At 64.8% G+C, this 16,484-nt stretch carries 14 protein-coding genes; 3 read left to right on the top strand and 11 right to left on the bottom strand.

The window, feature by feature from the left end:
• Nucleotides 1–124 precede the first annotated feature (124 nt).
• Together ACYVF5_RS04270 and ACYVF5_RS04265 are read left to right on the top strand one after the other, a co-directional pair.
• Nucleotides 125–586: a Fur family transcriptional regulator gene (locus tag ACYVF5_RS04270; protein WP_460943689.1), complete on the top strand. Its 462-nt coding sequence runs from the start codon at nucleotides 125–127 to the stop codon at nucleotides 584–586.
• Nucleotides 587–655: 69 nt separating this feature from the next.
• Nucleotides 656–2,134, top strand: coding sequence for a catalase (locus ACYVF5_RS04265; RefSeq protein ID WP_460943687.1), 1,479 nt, complete (start codon nucleotides 656–658; stop codon nucleotides 2,132–2,134).
• A 294-nt stretch (nucleotides 2,135–2,428) separates the two neighbouring features.
• Here ACYVF5_RS04265 and ACYVF5_RS04260 read toward each other — a convergent pair whose 3' ends face one another.
• The 11 genes from ACYVF5_RS04260 to groES form a co-directional block, all read right to left on the bottom strand.
• On the bottom strand, nucleotides 2,429–3,223 hold the full coding sequence (locus ACYVF5_RS04260) for a Bax inhibitor-1/YccA family protein (RefSeq protein WP_460943685.1): 795 nt from the start codon (nucleotides 3,221–3,223) through the stop codon (nucleotides 2,429–2,431).
• Between the two features lie 408 nt (nucleotides 3,224–3,631).
• Nucleotides 3,632–5,215, bottom strand: a complete 1,584-nt coding sequence (gene guaA, locus ACYVF5_RS04255; protein ID WP_460945267.1) for a glutamine-hydrolyzing GMP synthase — start codon at nucleotides 5,213–5,215, stop codon at nucleotides 3,632–3,634.
• Complete coding sequence (locus ACYVF5_RS04250; RefSeq protein WP_460943683.1) at nucleotides 5,211–5,708, bottom strand: DUF3817 domain-containing protein; 498 nt, start codon at nucleotides 5,706–5,708, stop codon at nucleotides 5,211–5,213. Before ACYVF5_RS04250 ends, guaA begins: the two co-directional genes overlap by 5 nt.
• A 4-nt stretch (nucleotides 5,709–5,712) precedes the next feature.
• A complete protein-coding gene (locus tag ACYVF5_RS04245; RefSeq protein ID WP_460943681.1) occupies nucleotides 5,713–6,510 on the bottom strand; it encodes an SURF1 family protein in 798 nt (265 codons plus the stop codon).
• A 58-nt stretch (nucleotides 6,511–6,568) separates the two neighbouring features.
• Nucleotides 6,569–7,936 (bottom strand): cation:proton antiporter, encoded by a 1,368-nt coding sequence (locus ACYVF5_RS04240; protein ID WP_460943679.1) that lies wholly within the window; start codon nucleotides 7,934–7,936, stop codon nucleotides 6,569–6,571.
• Between the two features lie 2 nt (nucleotides 7,937–7,938).
• A complete protein-coding gene (locus ACYVF5_RS04235; RefSeq protein WP_460943677.1) occupies nucleotides 7,939–8,451 on the bottom strand; it encodes a cation:proton antiporter regulatory subunit in 513 nt (170 codons plus the stop codon).
• A 135-nt stretch (nucleotides 8,452–8,586) separates the two neighbouring features.
• Nucleotides 8,587–10,320, bottom strand: coding sequence for a glycerol-3-phosphate dehydrogenase/oxidase (locus ACYVF5_RS04230; protein WP_460943675.1), 1,734 nt, complete (start codon nucleotides 10,318–10,320; stop codon nucleotides 8,587–8,589).
• Between the two features lie 83 nt (nucleotides 10,321–10,403).
• Nucleotides 10,404–11,519, bottom strand: a complete 1,116-nt coding sequence (locus ACYVF5_RS04225) for a GuaB3 family IMP dehydrogenase-related protein (RefSeq protein WP_460945265.1) — start codon at nucleotides 11,517–11,519, stop codon at nucleotides 10,404–10,406.
• A gap of 61 nt (nucleotides 11,520–11,580) precedes the next feature.
• Nucleotides 11,581–13,083 (bottom strand): IMP dehydrogenase, encoded by a 1,503-nt coding sequence (gene guaB / locus ACYVF5_RS04220; protein ID WP_460943673.1) that lies wholly within the window; start codon nucleotides 13,081–13,083, stop codon nucleotides 11,581–11,583.
• Between the two features lie 206 nt (nucleotides 13,084–13,289).
• A complete protein-coding gene (gene rarD / locus ACYVF5_RS04215; protein ID WP_460943671.1) occupies nucleotides 13,290–14,249 on the bottom strand; it encodes an EamA family transporter RarD in 960 nt (319 codons plus the stop codon).
• Nucleotides 14,250–14,362: 113 nt separating this feature from the next.
• On the bottom strand, nucleotides 14,363–14,659 hold the full coding sequence (groES, locus tag ACYVF5_RS04210; RefSeq protein ID WP_460943669.1) for a co-chaperone GroES: 297 nt from the start codon (nucleotides 14,657–14,659) through the stop codon (nucleotides 14,363–14,365).
• A gap of 206 nt (nucleotides 14,660–14,865) precedes the next feature.
• Between groES and ACYVF5_RS04205 the strand changes: the two genes are divergently transcribed.
• Nucleotides 14,866–16,053, top strand: coding sequence for a class I SAM-dependent methyltransferase (locus ACYVF5_RS04205; protein ID WP_460943667.1), 1,188 nt, complete (start codon nucleotides 14,866–14,868; stop codon nucleotides 16,051–16,053).
• Nucleotides 16,054–16,484: the final 431 nt, after the last annotated feature.

The raw sequence follows: 16,484 nt of genomic DNA, 5'->3' as shown, positions 1-16,484 counted from the left end.
GAAGAGCCCGCTGAAGAAGAGCCCGCTGAACTCCAAGCGGCCGCCATCACGCACACGCGCCCGATGACATCCGCGCTCCGAGGGTTGTTTTGACTTATTCAAAACAACCGATATCGTGACAACGATGGACACAACAGCACGGCATCCGGAAACGCGCGAAGCGGACTCCGCATCGCTGCGCGAATCCGGGCTCAAGGTGACAGCACCCCGGCTGCACGTGCTGTCCGCACTCCGAGTGCATCCTCACGCCACGGCAGACGACGTCTTCACGTCTGTCATCTCAGCGCTGCCAGACACCTCGGTGCAGACCGTCTATGGGGTTCTCGGCGCCCTGACGGATGCCGGCCTGCTGCGCCGCATCGAACCGGCGGGCTCCCCCGCTCGCTACGAGCGCCGCACGGGAGACAACCATCACCACATCGTCTGCACCCGGTGCGGTGACGTCGCCGACGTCGATTGCGCCATCGGCCGGGCGCCCTGCCTCAGCCCGTCCGCCACCGGCGGCTTCACCGTGGTGACCGCCGAGGTCACCTATTGGGGGCTCTGTCCCGTATGCGCAGACGCGGGCGACCCCTCCGCCGGGTGAACGGCCTCCGCACGATCCTCACCACTCAGACCTATCCGTCCCATAATCGCCAACACAGAAGGAGACACCTTGTCATCCACCCCGCACACCACCACGAACACCGGGGCGCCGGTCGCTGCCGATTCCCACTCGCAGACCGTCGGGCGTGACGGCGCGATTCCGCTCACCGACCATTACCTCGTCGAGAAGCTGGCCCAGTTCAACCGTGAGCGTGTTCCCGAGCGCGTTGTGCACGCGAAGGGCGGTGGGGCGTTCGGTGAGCTCGTCGTCACCGAAGACGTCTCGGCGTACACCAGGGCCGCGCTGTTCCAGCCCGGCGCGAAGACAGAGATGCTCGCCAGGTTCTCGACGGTCGCCGGCGAGCAGGGCTCACCTGACACCTGGCGAGACCCTCGCGGGTTCGCCCTCAAGTTCTACACGAGCGAGGGCAACTACGACCTGGTCGGCAACAACACCCCTGTCTTCTTCATCCGCGACGGCATCAAGTTCCCCGACTTCATCCACTCGCAGAAGCGCCTGCCCGGTTCGAACCTGCGCGATGCGAACATGCAGTGGGACTTCTGGACCCTGTCACCAGAGAGCGCACACCAGGTGAGCTGGCTGATGGGCGACAGGGGCCTTCCGGCATCGTGGCGCCACATGGACGGTTTCGGTTCGCACACCTACCAGTGGATCAACGAGGCCGGCGAGCGCTTCTGGGTCAAATACCACTTCAAGACCGACCAGGGCATCGAGGTGCTGAGCCAGGCGCAGGCAGACGAGATCGCCGGTCAGGACGCCGACTATCACCAGCGCGACCTCTACACGAACATCGCGGAGGGCAACCACCCCAGCTGGACGCTCTCGGTGCAGGTCATGCCATACGAAGACGCCAAGCACTACCGGTTCAACCCGTTCGACCTCACCAAGGTGTGGCCGCATGGCGACTACCCGCTCATCAAGGTCGGCACGATGACGCTCAACCGCAACGTCGACAACTATTTCGCCCAGATCGAGCAGGCTGCGTTCGCCCCGTCGAACTTCGTCCCCGGCATCGCGGCAAGCCCCGACCGGATGCTCCAGGCCAGGATCTTCTCGTACGCAGACGCCCACAGGTACCGCGTGGGCACGAACCACGCGCAGCTTCCGGTGAACGCGGCGAAGACCGAGGTGCACTCGTATTCGAAAGACGGTGCGTCACGTCACGACTTCGCTCCGAGCGACCGGCCGGTCTATGCACCGAACTCGTTCGGGGGCCCGCACGCCGATGCCGCACGCGCCGCCGAGTCGAGCGGCTGGGAGAACGACGGCGAGCTCGTTCGCACGGCTGCCGACCTGCACGCAGAAGACGACGACTTCGGCCAGGCGGGCACGCTCTACCGTGAGGTGCTCGACGACGCGGCACGTGATCGTATGGTGTCGAACATCGTCGGACACGCATCGGGGGTCACCATCCCCGAGCTGCGCCAGCGTGTGATCGCCTATTGGACGAACGTCGACGCCGGCCTCGGTGTGCGCGTCTCAGACGGTCTCGCGGCTCTCGCCGAAGAGCCGGTGGCGAGCGCGTAGCACCACCGCCAACGGCTCGTGCTGGTGATCGTCACCGGCACGAGCCGTTTTTCGTGGGCGCGGCAACCCGCTGAGAAGTGGAGATCAACCTGAGAAAAGGAGATCAACCTGAGAAAAGGAGATCAGCTCGGCAGCGGGAGATTCTGCCCGTATCTTCCCTCTGCCGCGCTGATCTCCTTCTCTCAGCGTGTGGGCGCTATCGACGAGGCCGAACGCAGCAGAAGGGCCGGTTCGAACGAACCGGCCCTTCTGCTATGTCTAACGCTGCTGTGTCGAACGCTGTTGCGTCGAGACCTAGTCGCGAAGGATGGCGAGCATACGCAGCAGCTCGAGGTAGAGCCAGATGACCGTCATCATGATGCCGAACGCGCCGGTCCAGCCGTACTTGCGGGGTGCACGGTTGCGCACACCCTGCTGGATGTAGTCGAAGTCGAGCACCAGTGAGTATGCGGCCATGATCACCACGAGCACTCCGAGGATCAGTGCGATCGGAATGCCCATGATGTCGCCGCCGCGAAGGCCCCACGGGTCATCGTTCACACCGAACATCATCAGGCCGACATTGATGAGGGAGAACACCAGGTAGCCGACCATCGCGATCATAAAGATCTTCGTCGCCTTCTTCGACGCACGGATCTTTCCGCTCGCGAAGAGCGCCAGGGTCACGCCGAAGACGACAAGCGTCGCGAGCACGGCCTGACTGACGACACCGGGGGCCATCCCCTCGAACAGAACGGAGATTCCGCCGACGAAGATGCCCTGCGCACCCGCATAGCTCAGGATGAGGGCGGGCGAGGGCTCTTTCTTGAAGATGTTCACGAGGGCGAGAACAAAGCCGACGATGGCCGCCGGGATCGCGAGCATCGGAATGAACCATCCGACTGCAGCTCCGACGAGCATCAGCCCGAACGAGATGACTGTCTTGCGGACGGTGTCTTCAACGGTCATGCGGTCGGTCTCGACCGACCCGGCTGACGGCTGGTTGTACATGTTCTGCAGCTGGTCCGCCGAAACCGTCTGCGGGGCGAGCGCTGAGCCGCCGCGAGGGTCGAAGGCGTTGCTGCGGAATGCTGGGTTGTTGAGGGCCATGGTGGAGGTCCTTTTCTGTACGTCGTGAGACAGAGTCACTCTGTCTGCATTAAACGTACCGGACTTTCCTTACATTCCGCCCGGAATTGTGCACAATCCAGCTGGAACGCGGATGCCACTCGTTCCTCGCGGCCATCCCAGCCGGCCTGGCGGCCGTGCGTTTCGCGGGGTGCGAGTTTTGACCCGAAACAGGCGGCTCCCACCCCTCACAACACTCGCATCTCGCGGCCCACCCGTCAGCCGGAGTGGCGGGCGTTGTGCGGGGTGCGAGTTTTGACCTGAAACGGGCGGCTCCCCGTTCCCTCGCGGAAGACTCGGTGTAACACGAAACGGACGGCTCACGGGAGCCGTCCGTTTCAGGTCAATGTCTGAGTTGAGGAGCACAATGCCCGCCGCTCCGGCCCCCCATCACTCCCACTCGATGGTTCCCGGCGGCTTCGACGTGACGTCGAGCACCACACGGTTCACCCCGGTGACCTCGTTGGTGATGCGGTTCGAGATCTTCGCGAGAAGGTCATACGGCAACCGGGTCCAGTCCGCCGTCATGGCGTCTTCGCTCGACACCGGGCGCAGCACGATCGGATGCCCGTAGGTGCGTCCGTCTCCCTGCACTCCGACAGAGCGCACGTCCGCCAGCAGCACGACCGGGCACTGCCAGATCTCGTTGTCGAGGCCGGCGGCGCTCAACTCAGCGCGCACGATGGCATCCGCCTGGCGCAGCAGCTCGAGGCGTTCAGCCGTCACCTCGCCGACGATGCGGATGCCGAGGCCAGGGCCGGGGAACGGCTGACGGCCGACGATGACCTCTGGCAGCCCGAGTTCACGCCCGATCGCGCGCACCTCGTCTTTGAAGAGTGTGCGCAGCGGTTCGACGAGTTCGAACTGCAGGTCCTCTGGCAGCCCGCCGACGTTGTGATGGCTTTTGATGTTCGCCGTTCCCGATCCGCCGCCCGACTCGACGACATCGGGATAGAGCGTTCCCTGCACGAGAAAACGAATCGGGTCGCCGTCGTCTTCAAGGGATTCGGCGATGAGATCGGCCTGTGCCTGCTCGAAGGTGCGGATGAACTCGCGACCGATGATCTTGCGCTTCTGCTCAGGATCGCTCACACCGTCGAGGGCGGTGAGGAACTGATCGCGGGCGTCGACGGTGATCAGACGCACACCCGTCGCCGCGACGTAATCCTCTTCGACCTGACGCCGTTCGTCCTGACGGAGCAGCCCGTGGTCGACGAACACGCAGACGAGCTGGTCGCCGACCGCCTCGTGCACAAGCGCCGCGGCCACGGCGGAGTCCACGCCGCCGGACAGCGCGCAGAGCACCTTGCCCGCGCCCACCTGATCGCGGATCTTCTGCACCTGCTCGACGATCACATTGCCCGGGGTCCAGTCGGCGGGGATCCCGGCCGCTCGGTGCAGAAAGTTCTCGAGCACACGCTGCCCGAACGCGGAATGTTTGACCTCTGGATGCCACTGCACACCATAGATGCGGCGCTCGTCGTGGCCGAATGCGGCGACGGGGGTCGACGCCGTGGATGCGAGCACGGTGAAACCCTCCGGCGCTCTGGCGACGGAATCCCCGTGACTCATCCACACGGTCTGCGCGTCTGGCTGGTCATGCAGGAGCACACCGCCGTCCGACATGACCGTGGCATCCGTGGAGCCGTATTCTCGGAGGCCGGTGTTCGCCACCTCGCCGCCGAGTGCCTTCGCCATCACCTGGAACCCGTAGCAGATGCCCAGGGTCGGCACGTCGAGGTCGAAGATCTCGCTGTCCAGGCCGGGCGCCCCCACCTCGTAGACACTCGACGGCCCGCCGGACAGCACAATGCCCGCCGGGTTCTTCTCGGCGACCTCTGCGGCAGAGATGGTGTGGGGAACGATCTCGGAGTAGACGCCGGCTTCACGCACTCGACGTGCGATGAGCTGTGCGTACTGCGCGCCGAAATCGACGACGAGAACGGGTTTCGCCTCTAAGGGCTGCTCGCTAATGGCTGGCCTCCGCGGTCGTGGACGAGGAACTGGTGGACGAGGAACTCGTGGACGAGGAACTGGTGGACGAGGACGATGCGCTGCGGGCTGCGCGCTCGGCGAGATACGTTCTCACCTCGCGGGCGATGCGTCCCTCGAGAAAAAACGACAGAAGGGGGATGACACCGCCGAGTGCGATGAGAAGAAAGCGGCTGAACGACCAGCGCATCAGGCTCCACAGGCGGAAGTCGGCGAACAGGTAGACCACGTAGAGCCAGCCGTGCGCGATCAGGATGCCCGTGGAGAGGTTCACGGCCTGCACGGTCTCGATCGGAACGAAGGCGAGAAATCCGTATGCGCCGCCGAGCTCGAGCTCGAGCCCGAAGGCATACTTCATCACCATTTCGGCACAGAGCAGCAACAGCATCACACCCGTGATGATCGAGGCCACCTGATAGAACTTCAGCGCACCTGGCACACGAGCGATGTCGCTTTCGCGAGGTTCGAGAGGCATGGTCTCAGTCTACGCGTTCGCCATGTGCTGTCGTCTCAGCGGCGATCGCCGACCCATCGGTCTCGCGCTCCCACGCATCCTTCGCGAGGCGATACCAGAAGAACACGGCGAAGCCGGCGAAGACCACCCACTCTGCCGCATAGAAGATGTTGAGCCAGTTGACCTGGGTCTCCGGCTGGGGCGGCGGAGCGTCGATCTGCACCAGGCCATCGGGCACCTCCGTGCTCACGACATAGCCGTTGTAGACATCCTGGTCCTCCATGCCCGTCCACCTGTTGATCAGCAGGGCCACAGACATGGTGGTGATCTCATACGGATCCGCGTCTTCTGCCGGCAGCTCCGGCCCCTGCGAGGGCAGCAGACGTCCGGTCAGACGGTCGGCGGATGCCCGGGGCTCGCCGTTCAAGCGTGCGGCCACCCGGTCTGCCGTCTCTTCGTCCGGCGCCCAGCCGAGCCCGACGGCGAGCGAGACGTCGTCTTCGGTGCGGAGATGTCCGGTCACCCAGTACCCGGTCTCGTTGAGGTTGATCCGATTCGAGACCACCAGGTAGTCACCGGGCACAAAGCTGCCCGTCACCTCGACCATCTGCCCGATCTCGCTGTCGTTCAGGTATGCGCCCGGCTCGATGACGCCACCGATCGGAACCGGGCTCTCGGTCTGCGCCTCCGTCACCTCGACCGAGACGATGGCCCGCGAGAGCTGCCACTGCCCGAGCCAGGCGAACACGCCAGAGACCGCGAGAGCGAAGACGAGAGCTCCGATCCATCGCGGACTCCGCATGACCTGCGCGAGGGTGCGCACCCGCGGTCGTCGAGATGAGGGGGTCGCGTCGGAAGGCTGTGCCTCAGAGGGCTCCGTCTCAGAAATCGCGCTCAGACTCCTTTTTCGTGTTGTGGTCCGTGTTGTCACCCTGGGCGTTCATGGCTTCGTCGACAGCACGGTCGATGTCGTTCTGCACCGGACCAGCGGAATCGACTGGGTCCTCACTCATCACGGCATCGAGCAGGGCGATCTCTTCTGTGCGTGCCACACGTTCGGTCCTCTGCTGCGCCCGGCGTGTGCGATTCGTTCCGAGAACCGCTGCGCCGATGCGCTCTGACTGCGAGGCCAGGATCGGTCCTCCGATCGACATTATCAGCACATACATCCCGGCGAACGGCTGAATGCGCTCGTCCAGTCCGGCGCTCAGCGAGAGTGTGGCGAGGATCAACGCGAACTCGCCACGGTTCTGCAGTATCACCGCCGCGTTGATTCCGGCCTGGGGTCCGAGCCCGTTGAGCCAGGCGACGAACTGGCCTGCGGCGACGTTGAGCACCAGGGTCATCACCACGGCGACCAGAACCGGCACGAGCACCTGGCCGAAGGCGCCCACATCGAGGGCGAGGCCGAAGTTCACGAAGAAGAACGCACCGAACACGTCGCGCAGCGGGATCGCGACCTGTTCGATCTTGTTCCTGTAGCTTGTCGCACCGAGCAGAAGCCCGATCAGGAACGCGCCGATGGCATCCGTCACGCCGATGAGCTCGCCGATGCCGCCGAAGAGCACGGCAAGCCCGAAGAACAGGATCGTGAACAGCTCGTCGTCTTTGGTGCGGAACAGCCGCGAGACCAGACGACCGCCGAAACGGGCCAGCGCGAACATCACAACGATGAAGGTGAAGGCGATCACGAGCTGCACGACAACGCGCCACGGCTCTGTCGCCCCGCTCAGCACCACACCGACGATCGCCAGGTAGATCGCGATGAAGATGTCTTCGACGACCGTCACACCGAGGATCATCGGTGTTTCTTTGTTCGTCAGCCGGCGCAGCTCGATCAGCAGCTTGGTGACGATGGCGCTCGACGACGTCGCGGTGATCCCCGCGATGATGAGCGCTTCTCGCGAACCCCACCCGACGACGAAGCCGAACACCAGCCCCGCGGCCATGTTCACGAGGATATATGAGCCACCGGAGACGATCAGCTTGCCCGCGTTGGCGAAGAACTCGTCTTGATCGAACTCGAGACCGAGGTTGAACAGCAACATGATCAGCCCGAACACGGCGATCAGCTCGATGTACTCGCCGTCGAAGCTGAGGGGGAACCATCCGGTGTGCGGACTCGCGAGCAGCCCGACCAGCATGTACACCGGGATGGCCGGCAGGCCGATCTGCTTGCCGAGGCGCCCGAGCACATAGGCGATGAGCAGGAGCGCGCCGAGGATGACGAGATCTTCGCCGAGGTGCACGCTCAGCTCCCCGGCGGAGCGTCAGGGCTGCCGGTGCGAAAGAACGAGAACGCCTTCGCCACTTTCTCTGGTGAACCCGCCACAACGAGGGTGTCACCGGGAAAAACGCGGAAGTCCTTGGACGGAGCCGGGTTGGCTGATTCGCCCCTCACCACGGCGACGACCGTGAGGCCGACGATTCCGCGATCGGCAGGGTCGCCGAGCGGCTGGCCGGCGATATGGTCTTCATAGTCGACGGTGAACCAGTCGATGCTGAGACCGGGGATCTGGTCGAGTGCGGTCAGCGACTCGGTGATCTGGGTGCCGCCGAGGAGTTCGGCGAGGGTGTGCGCTTCGTCGTCGCTGAGACGCAACGAGATCTTCGTCGCGTCCTTGCCGTCTTCGTTGTCTGCGAAGGTGATGAGGTCGCTGTGCCCGGAGCGATGTGCGATCACTCCGACCTTGCCGCCGTCACCGGTGGTGAAGCTGTGCAGAACACCGACTCCCGGAAGCTTGACCCGCCGAACATCAACCATTCCTGTGGCTCCTGTCGTTGTGGGGTGTACAGACAATTCTATTTGAAGACCCAGTCGTCCCTGCGCCGAGACGTATCGCCCGCAGAGAAACGACGGTCGAGGATGCTCTCCCCGACCGCCGTGACCGTGTTCCCGTCAGTTGTCTGCGGAGACGATGTCTGGCGCTTCGAGCCGGATGCGATCCGCGGACTCGTCGTCTGGCTGCTCCTGCGATTCCCGCTCGGCCGCGACGCGCTTGAGGTAGAACGAGACCTCGCGCTCGATCCGTTCGGCGTCCCAGCCGAGTGCTTCGCCCATCAGCTGGGCGGCCACCGGTGCCGCGGCGACGCCGCGATCCCACGCCTCGATCGAGATGCGGGTCCTTCTGGCGAGCACGTCGTCGAGGTGCAGCGCGCCCTCGTGAGTGGCCGCATAGAGGATCTCCGCACCGATGTAGTCATCCGCTCCCGGAAGCGGCTCGGCGAGCTCGGGCCGCTCCCTGATCAGGTCGAGCAGTTCGTCGGTCAGCACACCGTACCTGTTCAGCAGGTGTTCGATCCGTGCCTTGTGCACACCGAAGGCCCTCGCGATCTTTCCGCGCTTGTTCCACGCGGCCTGGTACCCCTCTGCTCCGAGCAGCGAGATGTTCTCGGTGGCAGAGACGGGGATCTTTCCGTCGAGCGCGTCTGCCGCCGCATCGATGGCATCTTTTGCCATCACCCGGTACGTCGTCCATTTGCCTCCGGCGACGACGACGAGCCCCGGCACCGAGTGGGTGACGATGTGTTCCCTGGACAGCTTGGACGTCTGGTCGCTCTCTCCGGCGAGGAGCGGCCTGAGGCCGGCGTAGACACCCTCGACGTCGTCTCGGGTGAGGGGCACCGCGAGCACCTCGTTGACGTGCTCGAGGATGTAGTCGATGTCTGCCGCCGTTGCGGCCGGGTGAGCCTTGTCGAGGTGCCAGTCGGTGTCTGTGGTGCCGATCAGCCAGTGACGACCCCAGGGAATCACGAAGAGCACACTCTTCTCGGTGCGCAGGATCATCCCCATGTTCGACTGGAAGCGGTCGCGGGGAACGACCAGGTGGACGCCCTTCGAGGCGCGCACCTTGAACTGCCCGCGCTCCCCCACCATCGACTGCGTGTCGTCCGTCCAGACACCTGTCGCGTTGACGACCTGTTTCGCGCGAACCTCGAAATGCTCGTCCGTCTGCAGATCGTGTGCCTTCACACCGACCACACGCTGACCGACCTTGAGGAACCCTTCCACGCGCACCCTGCTTGCCGCGTGGGCTCCATAGAACGATGCCGTGCGAACCAGCGATGCGACATACCGTGCATCGTCGACCTGGGCGTCGTAGTAGGTGAGCCCGCCGACGAAGGCGTTGCTGCGGAGCGACGGAATCGACCGCGCGATCTGCCGCTTGCTCAGGTGACGGTGGTGGGGAACACCGGGGGGTCTCCCACCCGTCCAGCTGAAGAGGTCATAGAGCAGCATGCCGGTGCCGATGTAGAAGCGTTCGATGACCGGCTTCGTCAGCGGGTAGAGAAAGCGCACGGGCTTGACGAGATGCGGGGCGATGCGCTGGAGCAGCAGACCACGCTCGATGAGGGCTTCTCGAACCAGACCGAAGTCGAGCTGCTCGAGGTACCTGATGCCGCCGTGCACAAGCTTCGACGAACGGCTCGACGTGCCGCTCGCCCAGTCACGCGCCTCGAGGATGCCCGTGGACAGTCCGCGCGTGACGGCATCCATGGCGCTGCCTGCGCCCACGATGCCTCCGCCGACCACCAGAACGTCGAGTTCCTTCGACATCATCGCCTCGATGGCGGCGACGCGTTCAGCCGGCCCCAGCTTGCTCGATCGTGCAACGGTGTTCGGCTTCGTCATCACTGCCTCCCCTGGCGCGACCACCGGCCAACGCCCGCAATCGTGCATGGTGACAAACGGTCACCGCGTTTTCTCTGACGTTATTACACGCAGTATGGCGCCACAACCACTTCGACCTTCTGGAACTCCTTGATGTCGGAGTAGCCGGTGGTCGCCATCGACCGCTTGAGCGCGCCGACCAGGTTGACCGTTCCATCGACGGCGGTCGCCGGCCCGTAGAAGACCTCTTCCAGTGTTCCCACCTGCCCGACCTCGACGCGCCGCCCCCGGGGAAGCTGGGGGTGATAGGCCTCTGTGCCCCAGTGAAAGCCGCCGCCAGGGGCATCCGTCGCCCTGGCGAGGGTCGTTCCGAGCATCACGGCGTCTGCACCACAGGCGATCGCCTTCACGATGTCGCCCGATGCACCCAGCCCGCCGTCTGCGATGACGTTCACGTATCGTCCGCCGGACTCGTCGAGGTAGTCGCGCCTGGCGCCGGCGACGTCGGCCACGGCTGTCGCCATGGGTGCGTGGATGCCGAGGGTCGCCCTGGTCGTCGTCGCCGCGCCGCCGCCGAAGCCGACGAGCACACCCGCAGCGCCGGTGCGCATCAGGTGCAGCGCCGCGGTATAGGTGGCCGCTCCCCCGACGATGACGGGCACGTCGAGCTCATAGATGAACTCCTTGAGATTGAGCGGCTCCTGGTTCTGCGAGACGTGCTCGGCGGATACTGTTGTTCCGCGGATCACAAAGAGGTCCACACCCGCCTCGACCACCGTCTTATACAGCTCTTGCGTTCGTTGCGGCGAAAGCGCTCCAGCCACCGTCACACCCGCAGCGCGGATCTCGGCCAGCCGGGCGGTGACGAGTTCAGGCTGGATGGGCGCGAGATAGATCTCCTGCATACGACGTGTCGCCTGATCGGGGGCAAGATTCCTGATCTCGGCGAGGAGCGGCTCCGGATCCTCGTACCTGGTCCACAGGCCTTCGAGGTCGAGAACGCCCAGCCCGCCGAGCTGACCGATCATGATCGCGGTGGTCGGCGAGACGACCGAATCCATGGGCGCCGAGATGAATGGCGTGTCGAACTGGTACGCGTCGATTCTCCACGTCACCGAGACATCCTCAGGGTCACGCGTTCGCCGCGAGGGAACGATGGCGATGTCGTCGAATGCGTAGGTGCGTCTCGCGCGCTTGGCGGCGCCGATCTCGGTCTGCATGTTCACCGAACAAGCCTATCGTCCGCGTCGGCGGGGTGCCGTCGGATGAGGACAGCAGGGGTCAGCGTGTGTAGTTCGGCGCTTCGACGACGATCTGCACGTCGTGCGGGTGCGACTCCTTGAGCCCCGCCGGTGTGATGCGGACGAACTTTCCCTTCGCCTTCAGCTCATCGATCGTGCGGGCGCCGACGTAGAACATCGATTGCCGTAGGCCGCCGATCAGTTGATACGCGACCGCCGAGAGCGGCCCTCGATAGGGGACCTGGCCCTCGATGCCCTCTGGAATGAGTTTGTCGTCTGTGGGCACATCGGCCTGAAAGTAGCGGTCCTTCGAGTACGAGGTCTTCTCGCCGCGTGTCTGAAGCGCGCCGAGCGAGCCCATTCCGCGGTAGGTCTTGAACTGCTTGCCGTTGACGAACACGAGCTCGCCGGGGCTCTCATCTGTTCCGGCGAGCAGCGAGCCGAGCATCACCGTGTCTGCACCGGCCACGAGCGCCTTCGCGATGTCGCCCGAATACTGCAGGCCGCCGTCCGCGATCACCGGAACACCAGTTTCGCGTGCGGCCAGCGACGCCTCGTACACGGCGGTGATCTGAGGGACGCCGACGCCGGCGACGACACGGGTTGTGCAGATCGATCCTGGGCCCACCCCGACCTTGACGGCATCCGCACCGGCATCGATGATCGCCTGGGTGCCGGAGCGCGTCGCGACGTTGCCGCCGATCACGTCGACGCCTGCGAACGCCGGATCGGACTTGAGCTTCTTGATGATGTCGAGCACACCCGCGGAATCGCCGTTCGCGGTGTCGACGACGAGCACATCGACACCGGCGTCGAGCAGAGCCGTCGCGCGCTCCCACGCGTCGCCGAAGAAGCCGATCGCGGCTCCCACACGCAGGCGGCCCGCGTCGTCCTTGGTCGCGAGGGGGTATTTCTCGCTCTTGTCGAAGTCCTTGACGGTGATGAGCCCCTTGAGCCGGCCCCTGTCATCGACGATCGGAAGCTTCTCGATGCGGTGCTGGGCGAGAATCGCTATGGCGTCGTCGGGGCTCACGCCGACAGGCGCCGTGTAGAGGGGCGTCTTCGTCATCACGTCGCGCACGAGCGTGGTGCGTGTCTCGAACGGGGCGACGAACCTCATGTCGCGGTTCGTCACGATGCCGATGAGCACCCCGTCGTCGTCGACGACCGGCAGCCCTGAGACCCTGAACTGCCCGCACAACGCGTCGACCTCGGCGACCGTGGCATCCTGGGTCGTGGTCACCGGGTTCGTGATCATGCCGGACTCGCTCCGCTTGACGCGGTCGACCTGCTCCGCCTGATCGGCTATCGAGAGGTTGCGGTGCAGAATGCCGATGCCGCCCTCTCTGGCCATCGCGATCGCCATGCGGGACTCCGTGACCGTGTCCATCGCGCTCGAGAGCAGGGGCATCGACACGCGGATGCGACGGGTCAGGCGCGAAGTGGTGTCTGCTTCGCTCGGAATGACATCCGTGTGCCCAGGCAGCAGAAGCACGTCGTCATAGGTCAGTCCGACGAATCCGAACGGGTCTGGCTGTTCCATTGCATCCCTTCACAGCGGCGAAAGCCCTCTCGGGCCCGCGCTGCAACGACCCGGACGGCCTGCACACGCGGTACTTAATCGTAACCGTGCTCCGGCTTCGGTTATGCCCGCGTCGTTGAATCGTGCAGCCGACGTTGAGGAACGATCGGAAAGCCGGGTGGAGCCGGCGGTCAGGCGCGCATGCCCGATCGAGGCACGCTCTCACCTCAGGAGCGCACGCGACGGCGCCCGTGCTGCGCGTGCACCACCATGTCGACCATCAGCACCACCAGCGCAACCCAGACGAGCCCGAACCCGACCCACCGTTCCGTCGGCATCGGCTCGTGCAGAATCGCAACACCGATGATGAACTGGATCAGCGGGGCGAAGAACTGAATGAACCCCATATAGATCAGCGGCAGGCGGCGCGATGCGGCGGCGAACAACAGCAGCGGAAGGGCCGTGACGACCCCCGTGCCGATGAGCAACAGTGTGTGCCAGGTGCTCACCGTGCCGAAGACGAGGCCTGGGCCCATGGCGACGACGACGAGTTGCACGATCGCGACAGGAGTGAGCCAGGCGGTCTCAAGGGTCAGTCCGGAGATGGCATCGACGCGCGGACCGACCCGCTTCTTGATGTACCCATAGAACCCGAAGCTGAACGCCAGGGTGAGTGCGATCCACGGCACACTGCCGTGCGCCGCGGTGAGTACGATCACGGCGACCATACCGATCCCGATGGCGATCCACTGCACGGGACGCAGCCTCTCGCGCAGAAGAATCACACCGAGGAGCACTGTGACGATCGGGTTGATGAAATAGCCGAGAGAGGCCTCGACCACCTGTCCACTGAGAGCGCCGTAGATGTACGTCTGCCAGTTGATGAAGATCAGCACACCGGCCAGCGCCATGGTGAACAGGATCTTGGGCTGCTTCAGGAGCGCGGCGAACCGTGTCCACGCCCGCGTCACGGCGATCAGGATCGCGCAGAAGACGAGAGAGAACACGATCCGCAAGGCGACGAGTTCTACGGCTCCCGTCGGAAGCGCCGCGATGAAATACAGCGGCAGGACTCCCCACAGGCCGTACGCACCCACCGCGTAGAGCATGCCGCCGCGAGAAGGGCGAGAGGTGGTGCCCGAGTTCAGTCCGATATCGACGTCAGCAGGATCGCTTGGGCTTGGCACTCCTCGATGCTACTCGCGACGGCGTGCACCAGACGCCGCGAGCCAGACCCCGCGAAAACACGAAAACGCCCGGACGGCCACAGCCGTCCGGGCGTTTCTCAGCGTGTCGCGGTTCAGCGAACCACAACCGCGAGCACGTCGCGTGCCGAGAGAACGAGCAGGTCGTCCCCGCCGAACTTGACCTCGGTGCCGCCGTACTTCGAGTAGATCACTCGGTCGCCGACGGCAACGTCGAGCGGAATGCGGTTGCCGTTGTCGTCGATACGGCCGGGGCCGACGGCGACGACTTCACCCTCCTGGGGCTTTTCCTTGGCAGTGTCAGGAATGACGAGACCAGAAGCAGTCGTCTGCTCTGCCTCGACCTGCTTGATGACGATGCGATCCTCGAGCGGCTTGATGGAGACCGACACGGTTGACCTCTTTCTTGACTAAGACTTGAGTTAGCACCCTCACACCGAGAGTGCTAATGCCAGTTTAGGGATCCGTTGGCACTCGTGCAACGTGAGTGCCAATCGTGTCGACCGGGTGGCGCATTCACGCGTCTATGTCTGGCATCTCTCCCCGCAGCGAGCGGCATGATGAAACGGAGGCATCCGACATGCCTTAGGTTGGCTGGGTGGACAAAGCCGAGCTTCTCACCCTGCTGACTCCCGAGGGCCTGCGGCTCATCGACGAGATCGATCCCACGGCAGCTGCCGCAGACGTCGTCGCAGCCGTTTCTCGGCTCAGAAGCCAGGGACACTCTCCCGAACTGGTGGCGGCCGCGCTCACCCAGGCGCGCCTTCGACGGAAGGCGACCGCGAAATTCGGCGAGTTCGCCTCACGCATGCTGTTCACGGAGGCCGGGCTCGAGCAGGCCACGCGGTTGTCAGTGGCGTCACTGCACGCAGGCCGGATCGCGCGGGCCGGCTTCTCGTCCGTGGCTGATCTCGGGTGCGGCATCGGGGCGGATTCACTGGCCCTCGCGGGCATCGGGCTCACGGTGACGGCCGTCGAGCACGATGAGGTGACGGCCACGCTCGCCAGCTACAACCTGGCTCCGTTCGAATCCGCGCGCGTTGTGCATCAGGACGCCGAGTCGTTCGACGTGAACCACGTCGAGGCCGTGTACCTGGACCCGGCGCGCCGCACGTCCGGTCACACCAACACGTCGAGGCTCACGCGGCCTGAGGACTACACACCGTCGCTCGTGTTCGCCTGGAGTCTCGCTGCGCAGAAACCGACGGGTGTGAAGCTGGGCCCGGGCTTCGACCACACGCTGATTCCAGACGACTGCGAAGCACAGTGGGTGAGCGTAGACGGAAGCGTCGTCGAACTCGGTCTCTGGTTCGGTGCGCTCGCCCGCGACGGCATCCGTCGTTCTGCAGTCGTTATGCACCGGGACGGCACCCACGAGATCAGCGGACCGGGGAACAGCGAAGACGTCGATGTGCGCGAGCTCGGTGAATACCTCTACGAACCGGATGGCGCGGTGATCAGGGCCAGGCTGATCGGTGACCTTGCGAGAGACCTCGGGGCCGGGATGGTGAGCGACAGGATCGCTTATCTCACCGGTGACACCGATGTCTCAAGTCCGTTCGCCACCCGCTTTCGCGTTATCGAGCGGATGCCGTTCGACGAGCGGGCGATCAAGCGGCGTTTGCGAGAGAACGGCGTCGGCGCGCTCGAGGTCAAGAAGCGCGGTGTCGACATCGATCCTGCGCAGTTTCGCAAGCGGATGTCGCTGGCCGGTTCTGCCACGGCCACCATCGTGCTCACGCGGGTCGGCGGGCGTCACGCGGCGTTGCTCGTCGAGCGTGCCTGACCCGACCCGCGAGCACATCGTCGAGCCCGCCTCTCGGTGGTCGAGCCTGTCGAGACCCCCACGGTGACGAACCCGCCACCCCTCTCGGTGGTCGAGCTTGTCGAGACCCCCACGGTGTCGAGCCCGCCACACCCCGCGGTGGTCGAGCCTGTCGAGACCCCCACCGGTCGAGCCCCTCGGTGGTCGAGCTTGTCGAGACCCCCACGGTGTCGAGCCCGCCACACCCCTCGGTGGTCGAGCTTGTCGAGACCCCCACGGTGTCGAGCCCGCCACACCCCGCGGTGGTCGAGCGTGTCGAGACCTGCTTTTCTGCCCATCTTCTGCACAGCGAACTTTCTCGAAGAACGTGTCCACAACCCCCGTGTTTACGCGGGTTCTGGCAGGGTGAGTGTCAGTGGTCACTGCTTCACTGAGTGTTATGACCAGCACAC

The sequence above is a fragment of the Okibacterium endophyticum genome (genome assembly GCF_054780075.1).
This window is presented reverse-complemented; position numbering and strand designations above follow the sequence as displayed.